Here is a 14,735-nt window from a genome sequence, read left to right on the forward strand (position 1 = left end):
GGCGCGCCGGTCCTGCGCGGCGCCGCGCGGGGGGCGTTCTGGGGGGCGTTGGCGATGGCCGCGGCTAGCCTGGTCGGCCGCCTGTTCGACGTGACCGTCTGATGGCTACCGCGGGCGGCAGCCGCCATCCCCTCCTCGCCCGTTTCGGTGCGCGCCTGCTCGAGGCGGCGATTACCCTGTGGTTGCTGGCGACCCTGTGCTTCGTGCTGCTGCGCGCCGCCCCGGGCGGGCCGTTCGACACCGAGAAGGTCGCGCCGCCGGAAGTGCAGGCCGCGCTCGACGCGCAGTACCGGCTCGACCAGTCGCTGCCGATGCAATACCTGGCCTGGCTCGGCGACGCGGTGCGCGGCGATCTCGGGCCCTCGTTCCAGTACCCCGACTACACCGTCAACCAATTGATCGCCAACGCCTTGCCGGTGTCGGCGCTCAACGGCGGGCTGGCCTTGCTGCTGGCGCTACTGCTCGGCGTCACCCTGGGCGTGTGGGCGGCACTGCGCGCCGGCGGCTGGACCGACCGCGCCCTGATGCTGCTGGCCGGGCTCGGCCTGGCGATACCGAAGTTCGTGATCGCGCCGCTGCTGGTGCTGTCGTTCGCGGTGACCCTGCATTGGCTGCCGGCCGGCGGCTGGGGCGAATGGGACAACGTGGTGCTGCCGGTGATCGCCCTGGCCCTGCCCAACATCGCCTACTGCGCGCGCCTGACCCGTGCCTCGATGCTCGATGTGCTGTCGGCCGATTACCTGCGCGCGGCGCGCGCACGCGGCCTGTCGGAAACCCGTCTGCTGTTCGCGCACGCGCTGAAACCGGCGATGCTGCCGGTGGTGGCCTGGCTGTCGCCGGCGCTGATCAACGTCGTCACCGGCTCGGCCGTGGTCGAACAGGTATTCGGCATCCCCGGCATGGGCCGCTACTTCGTCCAGGGCGCGCTCAACCGCGACTACACCCTGGTCCTGGGCGTGGTGCTGGTGATCGGCGCGCTGATCGTGGCGATCAACACCGCCGTCGACGCCTTGCGCGGGTGGATGGATCCGCGGCTGGACTAAAAGCCGGGACTCGGGACTCGGGACTCGGGACTCGAAGAGCCTAGCCGCCGCGACGCCGCTTCTGCTCCAACCGAGTCCCGAAACCCGAGTCCCGGCCTTACACTCGGACCATGCGCAAGAAGTCCAAGGCGACCTCGGTCGACATCGCCCACCTCGCCGGCGTTTCGCAGGCCACGGTCTCGCGCGTGCTCAGCGGCAGCCCCCTGGTCAACGCCGAAACCCGCAAGCGGGTCGAAGCGGTGGTGCGCGAACTCAACTACAAGGTCGACCGCCACGCTTCCAGCCTGCGCCGGCAGCGTTCGGGCACCCTGGCGATGCTGCTGTTCGAGGACCCGACTCCGGACGAGTCGCACATCAACCCGTTCTTCCTGTCCATGCTCGGCTCGATCACCCGCGCCTGCGCGCGCCACGGCCAGGATCTGCTGATCTCGTTCCAGCAACTGTCCGACGACTGGGCCGCCGACTACGAAGACAGCATGAAGGCCGACGGCCTGATCCTGCTCGGCTACGGCGACTACCTGGCCTATCAGGGCAAGTTGCAGAAGCTGGTCGAACAGGGCACCCGCTTCGTCCGTTGGGGCGCGGTGCTGCCCGACCAGCCCGGGCTGTCGATCGGTTGCGAGAACATCGGCGGCGGCCACCAGGCCGGCGCGCACCTGATCTCGCTGGGCCGGCGCCGGGTCGCGTTTCTCGGAGACGCCTCCAGCCACTACCCCGAATTCCTCGATCGCTTTCTCGGCTGCGAGCGCGCCCTCAACGACGCCGGCCTGCCGCTGGACCGTGCCCTGCAGGTCGACGCCGAAAGCTCCGAAGACGCCGGCCACGACGCCGCCCGCGAACTCCTCGCCCGCGGCCTGCCGTTCGACGCCGTATTCGCCGCCAGCGACCTGATCGCACTGGGCGCCATGCGTGCCTTGACCGAACACGGCCTGCGCGTGCCCGAAGACGTCTCGGTGATCGGCTTCGACGACATCCCCATGGCCCGCTTCGCCCATCCCCCGCTGACCACGATCTTCCAGGACACCAAGCAGGCCGGCGAACTGCTTGTCGACACGCTGATGAAACTCGTCCGCGACGAAGAAGCGCACAGCATCCGCCTGCCGACGACCCTGGTGGTGCGCAAGTCGTGCGGGGCGGAGTGAGTTTCGCTGTGGATTGAGCGGAGCAAAAGCAAATCCCCCTGCCCCCTTTTCCAAAGGGAGGAATCCTTCGGGCGGGAATGACGCGGTGCCGTGGCCGTTGCCGTTGCTGTAAAGATGTTGCTGTTGCTGTGCGCAGCTTCGCACTAGCGAAGGCCATAGAAGACCCGGAGGGCGGCCCGCAGGGATGCGGGCCGTTTTTCATCGGGACAGGGATGTCCCGTATGTAGAGCCCCGCGTCGGCATCGCTCGTGCGGGCTTGTGATTCAAAAAAGAAGCACTTTTCTTTGGTTACCTTTCTTTTGTTGCTTATGACAAAAGAAAGTAACCCGCCGCTTTAGTGGCGGAGGATTTGGGTTTGATCTTGATCTTGCTTGAAAGAGACGCTGCGAAACCGTCGCAGCGATGTCGCGGCTTGCGCCGCTCCTACCCCTGGCGAAAGCACGCCGCTTCTACGAACGGCAACGGCTTCGTTATCTCTCTGCGTCCCGCGGTCGCGACTTACGTCGCTCCTACAGAGGTCTTACCGATACGACGCGAGTTGAGACCTCGCGATCGCGGCTTGCGCCGCTCCTACCCTGTCGACAGCGAGCCGCTTCGACGAATGGCGAGGGCCTTGTTACCTTTGCGCGCTCCGCGGTCGCGGCTCACGCCGCTCCTACAGGAAACAAGACCCAAGCGTGCGCCTCTCAACGCCGCCGAGCATGCGCCATCGCCTCATCCAGGGCCGCCGCCAGATCGGCCCGCCGCACCGGCGCATCGAGCAGATATACCTCGACCCCGTGCGCCGGCACCTTAGCCTCAAGCGAATCGTCCTCGCCGACTTCGATCGAGCCGCCGCCCAGCGCCGCGCGCCAACGCCCGGCCTGCAGGTGGTCGCGAATCCAGAATGTGGTCGACGAATCGCCCTTGTTGAGCAACACCAAGGCGATCTGCGATTCGCCCGCATGCTGATAGACACGATAGAACGCGGCGCGATCTCCCTGCAGCAACAGATTCAACTGCAGGCCGCGCTGCAGGGCCGGCGAGGCCTCGCGCACCTTGGCGATGCGCTTGAGCGCGGCATGGATCGGGTGCGCCCTGGCGGCGTCGACACGCTCCTGGCCGAAGTAATTGCGGTTGCCGGCATGCTCGGCGCGGCCGCGCATGAAGCCGGTCTCGGAGCCGTAATAGATCACCGGGATGCCGCGCGCGGTGAACAACCAGTTGTTCGCGTCGATGAAGCCTTCATCGCTCGCGCCCAGGCGCGGCATGTCGTGGTTGTCGTAGAAGGTCATCAGCTCGTAGGGGTTCGCGTACGGGCCGTCGCGCAGGTACAGGCGATCCGACAAGGCCTCGAAGCCGCGGCGGCCGGTGCCGAACACCTGCGCCAGGCCTTCCTTGAGCGGGAAATCGAGCACGCTGACGCCGCCGTTTTCGGCCCAGGTGAACGGCGCGATGTTCTCCGCCTTGTAGTCGAAGGCTTCGCCGAACATGAACAAGCCCGGGCGCTTGGCGCGGATGCGTTCCGCGAAAGCCTTCCAGAATGCATGCGGCATGTGCCGGATGGTGTCGATGCGTAGCGCGTCGGCGCCCTGGTCGATCCACTGCGAGTAGGCGCCGATGAAGTAGTCGAGCACGGCGGGATTGGTGTCGTCGAGGTTCGACAACTGCACCAGGTCCTTCTGCGCATGGAAGAAACGATGCAGCGGGTTGCGCGCCGGGTCGAGCTGCTCGGGCGGCAGGTTCTGGTGGTCGGCGACGAGCACGCCGTCGCGGTAGATCTCGCCGTACTTGGGCTGGTCCACCGGCATGGTGAACGAGGGCGAGCCGTGGTTGGCGACGATGTCGAGCACGGTCTTGAGGCCGTGCCGCTTCAGCCCCTGGGTCAGGGCGGCGAAGTCGAGCCCGGGGCTCGGCAGGTGCTCGTCGAGTCGATAGAAATCGACGCCCCAGTAGCCGTGATAGCCGGTCTTGCCGCGATCCTGGAAGGCGCCGCCCCAGGTCACCGCGTCGCCGCCGGTGAAGGCCTGGTCGGGGTTGTCGACGATCGGCGTCAGCCAGACCGCGCCGAAGCCGAGGTCGCGAATGTAGCCGGCATTGTCGAGCAGGCCTTTGAAGTCGCCGCCGAGGTAGCCGATGTTGTCGCTTTCGTCCGGCGGCGCGCCCGGCACCGGGCGGTCGAAGCTGCGCGTGCGCGGGTCCGGCCCGCCCTGCCCGCGTTGGTCGTTGGAGCGGTCGCCATTGACGAAACGGTCGGTGACGACGAAGTACACCGCATCGCTCGCCATCGGCTCCAAGGTGCCGTAGTACTCGCGCGTCGGCGACGTTTCGCGCGCGCCGTGCGCGCAGCCGGCCAGGGCGAGACTCAGCGCGATCGACGCCAGCGCCCTCATGCCGCAGCCTCCGCACCGGGCTCGCGCACCCACAGCACGCACAGGCCCGAGACGAACAGGCTAGCGCCGCCGATCGCCAGAGCCCAGACCGGCTCGCCGTGGAAGAAGGTCTTGAGCAGGAAGCCGAGCAGACTGGCCGCGACCAGTTGCGGAATCACGATGAAGAAATTGAAGATGCCCATGTACACGCCCATCTTGGTCGCCGGCACGCTGTCGGACAGCAGGGCGTACGGCAGAGAGAGGATCGAAGCCCAGGCGAAACCGACCCCGAGCATCGACAGCAGCAGCCACTGCGGATCGCGGATCAGGGCGATCGAGATCAGGCCCAGGCCGCCGAGAGCGACGTTGCACAGATGGCTCCAGCGCAAGCCCCAGCGCCGCACCATCCACGGGATCACCACCGCCGCGAGCGCGGCGAAGCCGTTGTAGGCCGCGAACAGCACGCCGACCCAGTTGGCGCCTTCGTTATAGGCGGCCGAGGTGGTGTCGCTGCTGTGGAAATGCAGTTGGGTCACCGCCGGCGTGGTGTAGATCCACATCGCGAACAGGGCGAACCAGGAGAAGAACTGCACCACCGCCAACCGCACCATGGTCGCAGGCATCGAATGCAGGTCGTCCATGACCGTGGCGAAGCCGCCGCCGGCGCCGATCATGCCGCGCACCATCAGCGCCAGGCCGAACCCGCCGATCAGCGCCGCCAGCAGGTACAACTGGCGGTCGAGCCCGAACATCGCGATGGTCGTGGCGACGAGGGCGCCGGCCACGAGCCAGATCGCGCCGAACCCGGCGCAGCGCGCGCGGTCGCGATCGGGCCGCGGCGGTTCGGGCAAGGCGTCGTCGAAGGATTGCAAGGCCTCGGGCGGGTATTCGCGGGTGCGCAGCACGGTCCAGCCGACCGACAACAGCAGCACCGCGCCGCCGAAGTAGAAGGCGTATCGCACCGTGTCCGGCACCTCGCCGGGGCCGGCGGTGTTGCCGACGCCGAGGTGGGCGAGCGCATACGGCAAGACGCTGGCGACCACCGAGCCCACGCCGATGAAGAAGCTCTGCATCGCGTAGCCGCTCGGGCGCTGCGAGGTCGGCAGTTGGTCGCCGACGAAGGCGCGGAACGGTTCCATCGAAATATTGATGGAGGCGTCGAGCACCCACAGCAGGCCGGCGGCGATCCACAGGGTCGGCGAGTTCGGCATCGCCAGCAGCGCCAGCGTGGCGAGCACCGCGCCGACCAGGAAATACGGGCGCCTGCGACCGAGGCCGGTCCAGGTGCGGTCCGACAGGTAGCCGACGATGGGTTGTACGATCAGTCCGGTCAGCGGCGCGGCGATCCACAACATCGGGATGTCGTCGATCGGCGCCCCGAGGCTCTGGAAGATCCGGCTGACGTTGGCGTTCTGCAGAGCGAAGCCGAACTGGATGCCGAGAAAGCCGAAGCACATGTTCCAGATCTGCCAGAACGACAGCTGCGGCTTGCGGGATGTGGCGCTGCGCTCAATGCGTTCGGTCATGGCTCGATACTGGCATGAAGCGCCGGGCGGTAAGGCGACGCGGTGGCGGAACAAGCAAATCCCCCTCGCCCCCTCGTCAAAGGGGGAAGACCAGCGGAGCTGGCGCCAGCTTGGATCGGATCGCTCACCCGAGGCTGCGTACTGCCCCCCCTTTTTGGAAAAGAGGGGGTTAGGAGGATTGCTCCGGCTCCAGGGAGTGGCTCCAGCTCCTGGATTTGCTCTCGCTTGTGCTTCAGAACTGCGAGGAGAACCGGATCCCGTACATCCGCGGGGTGTTGAGGTAGCGGATGTTGGTCGCGTTGTTGACGAAGCCCTTGCCCGAGTACACCTCGTCGGTGAGGTTCGAGACGAAGCCGTCGATACGGAACTGGTTGTCCTCGCCGAAGTTCAGGCCGGCCGAGACGTTGACGGTGGTGAAGCCGCCGACGTCGTCGCGCATCGCCATGCCGTTGGCCGGGCCGCCGCCGGCGGCCGGGTTGGAGCCGTTGTTGAACGGCATGTCGGCCAACGGGATCTCGATCACGTTGCCGGCGGCGTCCAGCCCGAAGCCGCGGCTGTTGAACGCGGTCAGGTAGTAGTCGGAGCGGTAGGTCAGGTTGATCGTCCAGTCGAACGAGTTCAGGGCGCCGCGGCCGATGTCGATCGTCTGCGACAGGCTGAGGTTGGCGTTGTACTTGGAGGTGTTCGGCAGGCGGTTGCCGTCGAGCGGCACGATCAGGCCCAGGCCGCCGGAGCGCGTATCGAGCACCTTGGAGTCGTCGAAGGTCGCGTCGAGGTAGGTGAAGTTGTAGCCCAGGTCGAAGCCGTGCGGCAGCCCGACCCGGCCTTCGAGCTCCAGGCCCAGCACGCTGGCGTTGGCGGCGTTGTCGTTGAACACCTGGCGGCTGGTCGCGTTCGGGTTGGTCGGCGTCGGCGCCGGCACGTCGATCAGGTTCTGCAGCACCTTGTTCTGGTAGTCGTAGTAGAACACCGAGGCGTTCAGGCGCAGCGGTGTTTCGCCCCACAGGTAGTCGCCCTTGATGCCGGCTTCGTACGAGGTCAGTTCTTCCGGCTCGAAGGTCGGCGCCAGCGCGCTGCCGTCGTTGAGCAGCAAGGGACGGTTGATGCCGCCCGAACGCGTGCCGGTCGAGACCGTGCCGTACAGCATCACTTGCGGGTTGAGGTCGTACTCGAAGCCCACGCGCCAGTCGACGTAGCTGTCCTCGTAGACGTCCACGCTCTTGCCGCCGGGGAAATCCGAACGCGCGATCACGTCGATCTGGTCGCGGTTGCGGGTGAGGAACTGGGCCCAGTTGTCCTGCGCGCCGAAATTCTGGATGCCGCCGAGGAAGTAGTCGAGCGAATCGGCGCCCGGGCCGCAACGCAGCTCGGCCGGCGTCCAGCCGGTGCACACGCTCGGGGCGCCGCCGCCGCGACGGCCGGGAGGCGCCAGCTGGAAGCCCGGCGAACCCAGCACCAGGCCGGTGGTGTAGGGATTGGTCGTGGTGTCGATCGGCTGGCCGGTGAACTGCTGGAACAGCTCCTCGGGAATCACGAACTGGTATTTGATGTTGGATTCGCGCGCGGTCTTCTTGTCGCGGGTGTAGCGCACGCCGCCGATCAGGCGCAGCGAATCGGTGGCGGCGAAACTGAAGTCGGCGTAGACCGCGTTCGATTCGACCTTGGAGTCGTCGCCGCGGTTCTCGCCGCCCAGGCCGTCCTGCCAACCGCAGACGGTGCCGGGGCGCCACCAGTCGCAGTCGCCGAAGTAACCGTTGCCGACGTCCCAGGAGGTGTAGTCGTACTTCTCTTCGTAGTTGAACAGGCCGGCCGACCAGATCAGCTTGCCGGTGTCGCCGAAGAAGCGCAGCTCGTTGATGGTCGAGCTGGACTTGTCGGATTGATAGAAGGTGTCGTACCAGGCCAGGCGTTCGGGATTGTGATAGGCCTCGCGCTCGGACCCCGGATAGACCGGGCCGAGCTGCCATTCGCGCGAGGCGTTGCGGTTGTCGAACTCGTACTTGCGGTAGGAGGTGTTGAACTCCACCGACACCGCGTCGTTGAAGGCATAGGTGAAGGTGCCGGCGACGCCTTCGATGTCGTTGCTGGTCTTGCCCGCGGTGCGGAAGTACTGGCGGAACGGGTCGGACAGGTCGTCGATATCGTAGCCCGCGGCCAGGCCGCGCTCGGCGAACAGGCCCGGGTCGCCGGTGCCGCGCTCGCTGACCTTGTCGAGCATCACGTAAGCGGAGAACTTGTCGTTGGGCTCCCACAGCATCGACAGGCGCGCGGCCTGGTTGTCGAGCGCGCTCGGGCCTTCGGCCGCGAACAGCGAGCTGGGGTAGCCGTTCTTGATGTAGGACGAACGCTCTTCGTCGAACAGCGCCGCGCGCAGGGCGAAGGTGTCGCCAATCGGCAGGTTCAACACGCCTTCGGCGGTGGTGAAGTCGTGGTTGCCGGCGCCGACCTTGAGGCCGCCGCTGGTCACGCCGAGTTCGGGGCGCTTGGAGATCACGTTGATCGAGCCGCCGGTCGCGTTGCGGCCGCGCACCGTGCCCTGCGGGCCCTTGTTGACCTCGATGCGGTCGACGTCGAAGAACATCGGCCCGATCGAACGCGGACGCGGCAGGTAGATGCCGTTGTAGTAAGTGGCCACCGACGGGTCGGAGGAGAAGTCGGAATCGGCCGCGCCGATGCCGCGCAGGAAGATTTCGTACTTGCCTTCCTGGCGGGTGATCTGCAGGCCGGGCACCACCGCCTGCAGGTTGCGGAAATCGGTGTTGATGCCGAGCTTGGTCAGATCCTCGCCGCTGAAGGACTGGATCGTGCCGGCGTATTTCTGGATCGACTGCACGCGACGGTTGCCGGTGACCTGGACCGCATCGAGTTCGTGCGCGGCGCTCGCCGGGGCCGCTTCGGCGCTGGCCGCGGCCGGGGCCTCCTGCGCGGCGGGCGCATCGGCGGCCCACACCGTCCACGAGTGGCACAGGCCGAGCGAGGCCAGGGCCATGGTCAGCAGGTGGCGTTGTTGGTTCTTTGAAGCCCGGTTCGTTCTCGACATGCTCCCCTCCAGTAGCTGTGTGCCGTCCGCGCGCGCACTGCGGCGCGCTGCGGTTGCCTGGGCGTCGTGCGCCTTCGGTCTGAGGCGCATGTTAGGCAAGCGATCGCGCCCGCTGCGGTTTATGCATACGTATTCATGACCGGCAGTCGCATTCATGTCGCACTTCATCGGTCGTTTGGCCATGAATACGTATGCAGGCCGGCGAGCCGCGAATGCACCCGGCGGTAAGCTGGCGCGCATCGCGGCAGTGCAGCACGAAGACCGCATACGCCATCAGGGGCGCCTCTTGTCAGCCGTCAATCTTCCGACCCCCGCCGCAGCGCACGAACACGCCTGGTGGCGCGGCGCGGTCATCTACCAGATCTACCCGCGCAGCTTCCGCGATCTCGACGGCGACGGCGTCGGCGACCTGCCCGGCATCATCGACAAGCTCGGCTATGTCGCCGACCTCGGCGTCGACGCGATCTGGGTCTCGCCGTTCTTCAAGTCGCCGATGATCGATTTCGGCTACGACATCGCCGACTACCGCGCGGTCGACCCCCTGTTCGGCGACCTCGACGACTTCGACCGCCTGCTGGCCAGGGCGCATGCGCTGGGCCTGCGGGTGATGATCGACCAGGTCCTCAGCCATACCTCCGACCAGCACGAATGGTTCAAGCGCAGCCGCGAGAGCCGCGACAACGAATACGCCGACTGGTACGTGTGGGCCGACGCCCGCCCCGACGGCACCGCGCCGAACAACTGGATGTCCCTGTTCGGCGGGGTCGCCTGGCAGTGGGAGCCGCGTCGCCAACAGTATTACCTGCACAACTTCCTGGCCTCGCAGCCGGATCTGAACTTCCACAATCCGGCGGTGCGCGCGGCGGTGCTCGACAACGTGCGCTTCTGGCTCGACCGCGGGGTCGACGGCCTGCGCCTGGACGCGATCAACTTCTGCTTCCACGACGCGCAACTGCGCGACAACCCGCCGAAAGCGCGGGAACTGCGGGTCGGGCGCGGCTTCAGCCCGGACAACCCCTACGCGTTCCAGTACCACTACTACAACAACAACCAGCCCGAGAACCTCGATTTCCTGGCCGAGCTGCGCGCCCTGCTCGACCGTTACCCGGGCGCGGTGTCGCTCGGCGAGATTTCCTCGGAAGACTCGCTGGCGACCATGGACGAGTACACCCGCGACGGCCGCTTGCACATGGGCTACAGCTTCGAGCTGTTGACCGAGGACTACAGCGTCGCGCACATCCGCGGCACCGCCCAGACCCTGGAAGAGCGCATGCTCGAAGGCTGGCCGTGCTGGGCGATTTCCAATCACGACGTGCAGCGGGTGGTCTCGCGCTGGGGCCAGGGCGACAAGCCGGCGCACTTCGCCACCATGCTCAGCGCGCTGATGTGCTCGCTGCGCGGCTCGGTCTGCGTCTACCAGGGCGAAGAACTGGGCCTGCCGGAGGCCGAGCTGCCGTTCGAGGCGCTGCGCGACCCCTTCAGCATCGCCTTCTGGCCGACCTTCAAGGGCCGCGACGGCTGCCGCACGCCGATGCCGTGGGACGGCACGCCGCAGGCCGGTTTCACCACCGGCACGCCGTGGCTGCCGATCGCCGAGGAGCATCGCGGCCTCGACGTCGCCCGCCAGCAGCACGACCCCGACTCGCCCTTGAACCGCTTCCGCCGGTTCCTGTCGTGGCGCAAGACCCGTCCGGCGCTGCTCGACGGCGCGATCCGTTTCCTCGCCAGCGACGAACCGGTGATCGCCTTCGTCCGCGGCAGCGGCGCCGACACGGTGCTGATGGCGTTCAACCTCGGCGGCGCCGAAGCGGAGCTGACGCTGTCGGAGGCCGGCAGTTGGCAGGTCGATCGCGGCCACGGCCTGCCCTCGGGCGAGCGCAGCGGCGACCGCCTGCGCCTGCCGCCTTACGGCGTGTTCGCGGCGCGCGCGGCCGGCTGAGCTCGCGACACACTTCGGTCAGGCGGCATACTCCGGCTTCGCGGCGAAACGGTCCACGAACAGGGAGCATCCGGATGCAAATCGTGTACCACGCCGCCCATTCGGCGGACGCGCAGCTCGTGCGCGGCTTGTTGGCGGAGGAAGGCATCCGCTCGTTCGTGTTCGGCGGCGCGCTGGAAGGCGGCGCCGGCCTGCTGCCGGTCCGCGTCGAGGTCGCCGACGAAGACGCCGAACGCGCGCGCGCCGTGATCCAGGCCTGGCAGGACGCCGCGGTGCCGCTCGACGACGAGGGCGATGACGAAGCCGACCGCGACTACGGCGACGACGCCACGCCCGAGCACGTCGAGAGCGGCAACCTCTACCGCCCGTTGAACCAGCGCCTGCCTTCGCGCCACACCGGCACCGGCCTCGGCGGGATCGTGTTCGCTCTGATTGCCGGCGCGCTCGGCGGCGCTATCGCCACCGGCATCGCGATGCAACCGCGCAACAGCCAGCAGCCGATCGACTACGACGGCGACGGACGCCCCGACGAGGCGCTGTTCTACGAGGGCGAGCGCCTGCGACGGGTCGAGGCCGACCGCAACGGCGACGGCGAAGTCGACCAGCGCACTCACTACGACGATCGCGGCCTGACGACCGAGATCGAGGAAGACCAGGACTTCGACGGCGTGCGCGAGACCGCGAGCCGCTACGAAAACGGCCAACTCGCCGGCCGCAGCGCCGACTACGACGGCGACGGCCAGGTCGACCGGCAGCAGACCTTCAAGCGCGGCGTGTTGCAGAGCGAACAGTGGTTCGACCGGGGCGGCCACCTGGTCAAGCGCATCGACTATGTAGACGAACGCCCGGTCAGCGGCGAGTTCGACAGCGACGGCGACGGCGTACGCGACACCGCGCGCGACTACGATCCGCGCGGCGAGATCAGCGCGAGGCGGCCGTTGCCCGCGCCGACGCCTTAGGCCGTCGGCGCAACGGACGCCGGCCAGGCGATCCGGCGCGCAGCCTCAACCGCGCGCCGGTAATCGGGCCGTGTGCGCTTCGCGTCGCAGGGACTCGCGCTGCAGCGCCGGGCGCGGCGTCGGGGTGGGCGTCGAGCCCGGCGCAGGCGTCGGCAGGGGCCGCGTGCGCAGCTGCCTCGGCGGCAAGGCCAGCGTGTCGAGGCGCTTCTTCGCGCCCTCGTTGCCGAGCGCGGCGGCCTTGCCGAGCACGAGTTGGGCTTCGGCGATCCGGCCCTGGCCGACATAGATCTCGCCGAGCCCGCTCAGCGCGGTGGCGCGGCTCTTGGGATCGCTGGCCGGGGTGTCCTTGACCGCCTGGACGAGCGTCTCCTGCGCGCTGTCGAGCCGGCCCTCCGAGAGCAGCTTCCAGCCGCACAGGGTCGGATCGCCGCCGTGGCAGGCGTCGGCCCCGTCGCTTTCGGCCGCGGCGATCTCCTCGGCCAGCTCGGCCGGCTGGTTGGCCAGCGCGGCGCTGCCGACCGCGTTCTGCAGATCGCGGTTGTTCCGCTGCAGGCCCTCGACCTTCTTGATGATCGAATCGACCGAGATGTTGATGCTGCTGTTGTTGTCGGCCACCTCGATGGCCGCGTTCGGCGCGAAGGCCTGGCCGCGGTAGATGATTTCCGGGTCGGGCAGGTCGATCGCCGAGAACCGCGGCGAGAAGGTCAGGTACACGTTCGGCACCACGCGTTCGCCGGCGCGCCAGCTCTTGAGGGTGTCGAAGCCGATCATCGCCACCACCACCGCCGCGCCGATGCCGAGGTACCAGCGTACGTTCTTGTTCTGTTCGGCGTTGCGGGTCTTGAGCAGCGCGTAGGCGCCGTAGGCGAAGAACAACAGCGCGGTGCCGTAGGCGCCCGCCGCCAGGATGGTCTGGGGGTCGGTGATGGTGTCCATCTCGTTCCTTGAGCCGAAGATCGCCCTCCGCGCAGGCCGCGCGGAAGTCCTTCTACCCAGGAAGTAACGCAGCCGGCGCGGGCCGAGCGGCCAGCCGGGTTTGCAACAAAACCGGCCGGCCGGGCGCGGATCGCCGGCTCAGGCCGCCGGCGGGACCAGCTCGAGCCAGCGCGAGACCACCGCGCAGGCCTCTTCCACGCCCTGCTTGGACTCGCCGGAGAAGGTCTGCACGCTGACCGTGTCGCCGAACGCCGAGCTCAGCTCCTTGCGCACCATCATCAGCTGCTGCTGTTGCTGGCCGCGGCCGAACTTGTCGGCCTTGGTCAGCAACGCATGCGCCGGCAGGCCGCGCTGGACCGCGTAACCGAGCATCTGCCGGTCGTAGTCCTTGAGCGGGTGGCGGATGTCCATCACCACGACCAGCCCGCGCAGGGCCTCGCGGGTGCCGAAGTAGCGGTCCAGGAAGGCCTGCCAATGCGCCTGCAGATTCTGCGGGACCTTGGCGTAGCCGTAGCCGGGCAGGTCGACCAGGAAGCGGTCGGGCTCCGGGGCCGGCTCGGGGCCGCGATACAGGGGACTGACGTCGAAAAACACCAGCTGCTGGGTCCGGCCCGGGGTCTTGGACACCCGCGCCAGGGCGTTCTGCTGGCACATGGCGTTGAGGGCGCTGGACTTGCCGGCATTGGAGCGGCCGGCGAAGGCGACCTCGTAGCCGCCGTCGGGCGGGAGCTGCTTTACGTTGTGCGCCGACAGCAGGTAACGGGCACGGGCGAGGGGATTGTTCATGCCATTAGGATCGCACGCCCACCCCTCCGGCGTGCCGCAGACTGAATCCGCGTTGACCCGGTCGGGGCCGGCGAAGATAATTCCGAGGTTCCGGTGGCGGCAGCTCGCGCACAGTCCGGTCCCCAGTACGCCCTTTTCAGCCTGCCACCCAGCAAGCCAGTAGTTCGGAGCCCAGCTACATGAGCCAAGCCCGCGTTCTAGGCCTCGTCGGCCTCGCCGCCCTCGCGGCCGCCGCCGTTGCGTACGCCCAAGCCACGGTCACGCCGATCCCCGACAAGGAGCCGGTCCAGACCGCGCCGCTGAACGCCGCGGCGAAGGCCTCCTGGGGCGACGTCAAGGCCGGTGCGACCAAGGCCGGCACCTGCGCGGCCTGCCACGGCCTCGACGGCAACCCGACCGATCCGCAATACCCGCGCCTGGCCGGCCAGAGCGAGCGCTACATCGCCCACCAGATCGCCCTGTTCAAGAGCGGCGAGCGCAATACCGGCATGGCTGCGGCGATGAAGCCCTTCGCCGACGCCCTCAGCGAGCAGGACGCGCGCGACCTGGGCGCCTACTTCGCCACCCAGAAGTCCGGCGCCGGCGTCGCCGACGACACCGTGATCGCCTCGGGCGTCAATCAGGGCAAGAAGTTCTACGAAGTCGGCGAGCAGCTGTTCCGCAACGGCGACAAGGCCCGCGGCATCCCGGCCTGCATGGCCTGCCACGGCCCGAACGGCGCCGGCAACCCCGGCCCGGCCTACCCGCACATCGCCGGCCAGCAGGCCGCCTACTCGCAGCGTCGCCTGGAGGAATACCGCGCCGGCACGACCACGCAGAAGGACCCGCACCTGTTCAACATCATGGCCACCGTCGCCAAGCAGCTCAGCGACGAGGAAATCGGCTCGCTGTCGAGCTATCTGCAGGGCCTGCACGACCGCGCCGACGACGTCGCCGCCGCCGATGCGCCGGCGCCCGCGGCCGCTCCGGCCTCGACCGCTCCGGCAGCTCCGGCGCCTGCTCCGGCTCCGGCG

Annotated in this window: 10 protein-coding genes; 5 read left to right on the plus strand and 5 right to left on the minus strand. The window is 68.1% G+C overall.

Annotation, left to right across the window (positions count from 1 at the left end; translation table 11 throughout):
- The first annotated feature begins 101 nt into the window (after nucleotides 1–101).
- Together ACSAMQ_RS17020 and ACSAMQ_RS17025 are read left to right on the plus strand one after the other, a co-directional pair.
- Nucleotides 102–1,043 carry an ABC transporter permease subunit gene (locus ACSAMQ_RS17020; protein WP_435396795.1) on the plus strand — a complete coding sequence of 314 codons (942 nt, stop codon included), beginning with the start codon at nucleotides 102–104 and terminating at the stop codon, nucleotides 1,041–1,043.
- Nucleotides 1,044–1,153: 110 nt separating this feature from the next.
- Complete coding sequence (locus ACSAMQ_RS17025; protein WP_435396796.1) at nucleotides 1,154–2,185, plus strand: LacI family DNA-binding transcriptional regulator; 1,032 nt, start codon at nucleotides 1,154–1,156, stop codon at nucleotides 2,183–2,185.
- 686 nt (nucleotides 2,186–2,871) lie between these two features.
- Here the strand turns inward: ACSAMQ_RS17025 and ACSAMQ_RS17030 are convergent.
- The 3 genes from ACSAMQ_RS17030 to ACSAMQ_RS17040 form a co-directional block, all read right to left on the minus strand.
- Nucleotides 2,872–4,557 carry an alpha-amylase family glycosyl hydrolase gene (locus ACSAMQ_RS17030; protein WP_435396797.1) on the minus strand — a complete coding sequence of 562 codons (1,686 nt, stop codon included), beginning with the start codon at nucleotides 4,555–4,557 and terminating at the stop codon, nucleotides 2,872–2,874.
- A complete protein-coding gene (locus tag ACSAMQ_RS17035) occupies nucleotides 4,554–6,062 on the minus strand; it encodes an MFS transporter (RefSeq protein WP_435396798.1) in 1,509 nt (502 codons plus the stop codon). The genes ACSAMQ_RS17030 and ACSAMQ_RS17035 overlap by 4 nt, the downstream gene beginning before the upstream one ends.
- Nucleotides 6,063–6,294: 232 nt before the next feature.
- A complete protein-coding gene (locus ACSAMQ_RS17040; protein WP_435396799.1) occupies nucleotides 6,295–9,102 on the minus strand; it encodes a TonB-dependent receptor in 2,808 nt (935 codons plus the stop codon).
- Nucleotides 9,103–9,388: 286 nt separating this feature from the next.
- On the opposite strand from ACSAMQ_RS17040, the gene ACSAMQ_RS17045 reads away from it, so the two are divergent.
- Together ACSAMQ_RS17045 and ACSAMQ_RS17050 are read left to right on the plus strand one after the other, a co-directional pair.
- Complete coding sequence (locus ACSAMQ_RS17045; protein ID WP_435396800.1) at nucleotides 9,389–11,041, plus strand: alpha-glucosidase family protein; 1,653 nt, start codon at nucleotides 9,389–9,391, stop codon at nucleotides 11,039–11,041.
- A 74-nt stretch (nucleotides 11,042–11,115) separates the two neighbouring features.
- On the plus strand, nucleotides 11,116–12,000 hold the full coding sequence (locus ACSAMQ_RS17050; RefSeq protein WP_435396801.1) for a putative signal transducing protein: 885 nt from the start codon (nucleotides 11,116–11,118) through the stop codon (nucleotides 11,998–12,000).
- 45 nt (nucleotides 12,001–12,045) lie between these two features.
- Here the strand turns inward: ACSAMQ_RS17050 and ACSAMQ_RS17055 are convergent, their stop codons facing one another.
- Nucleotides 12,046–12,936, minus strand: a complete 891-nt coding sequence (locus ACSAMQ_RS17055) for a hypothetical protein (protein ID WP_435396802.1) — start codon at nucleotides 12,934–12,936, stop codon at nucleotides 12,046–12,048.
- A 138-nt stretch (nucleotides 12,937–13,074) separates the two neighbouring features.
- Nucleotides 13,075–13,722, minus strand: coding sequence for a ribosome biogenesis GTP-binding protein YihA/YsxC (gene yihA, locus ACSAMQ_RS17060; RefSeq protein ID WP_435396803.1), 648 nt, complete (start codon nucleotides 13,720–13,722; stop codon nucleotides 13,075–13,077).
- A 179-nt stretch (nucleotides 13,723–13,901) separates the two neighbouring features.
- Between yihA and ACSAMQ_RS17065 the strand changes: the two genes are divergently transcribed.
- On the plus strand, nucleotides 13,902–14,735 hold an 834-nt coding region (locus ACSAMQ_RS17065; protein WP_435396804.1), incomplete at its 3' end, for a c-type cytochrome.

Origin of the sequence: Lysobacter sp. 1R34A, from assembly GCF_051217035.1 — a bacterium.
Taxonomy (GTDB): Bacteria; Pseudomonadota; Gammaproteobacteria; order Xanthomonadales; family Xanthomonadaceae; genus Lysobacter.

Excerpts from the sequence above, each read along its gene's own strand:
- ACSAMQ_RS17020 (WP_435396795.1), top strand. The coding sequence starts at position 102 with ATGGCTACCGCGGGCGGCAGCCGCCATCCCCTCCTCGCCCGTTTCGGT.
- ACSAMQ_RS17025 (WP_435396796.1), top strand. The coding sequence starts at position 1,154 with ATGCGCAAGAAGTCCAAGGCGACCTCGGTCGACATCGCCCACCTCGCC.
- ACSAMQ_RS17035 (WP_435396798.1), bottom strand. The coding sequence starts at position 6,062 with ATGACCGAACGCATTGAGCGCAGCGCCACATCCCGCAAGCCGCAGCTG.
- ACSAMQ_RS17055 (WP_435396802.1), bottom strand. The coding sequence starts at position 12,936 with ATGGACACCATCACCGACCCCCAGACCATCCTGGCGGCGGGCGCCTAC.
- yihA (WP_435396803.1), bottom strand. The coding sequence starts at position 13,722 with ATGAACAATCCCCTCGCCCGTGCCCGTTACCTGCTGTCGGCGCACAAC.
- ACSAMQ_RS17040 (WP_435396799.1), bottom strand. The coding sequence starts at position 9,102 with ATGTCGAGAACGAACCGGGCTTCAAAGAACCAACAACGCCACCTGCTG.
- ACSAMQ_RS17030 (WP_435396797.1), bottom strand. The coding sequence starts at position 4,557 with ATGAGGGCGCTGGCGTCGATCGCGCTGAGTCTCGCCCTGGCCGGCTGC.
- ACSAMQ_RS17050 (WP_435396801.1), top strand. The coding sequence starts at position 11,116 with ATGCAAATCGTGTACCACGCCGCCCATTCGGCGGACGCGCAGCTCGTG.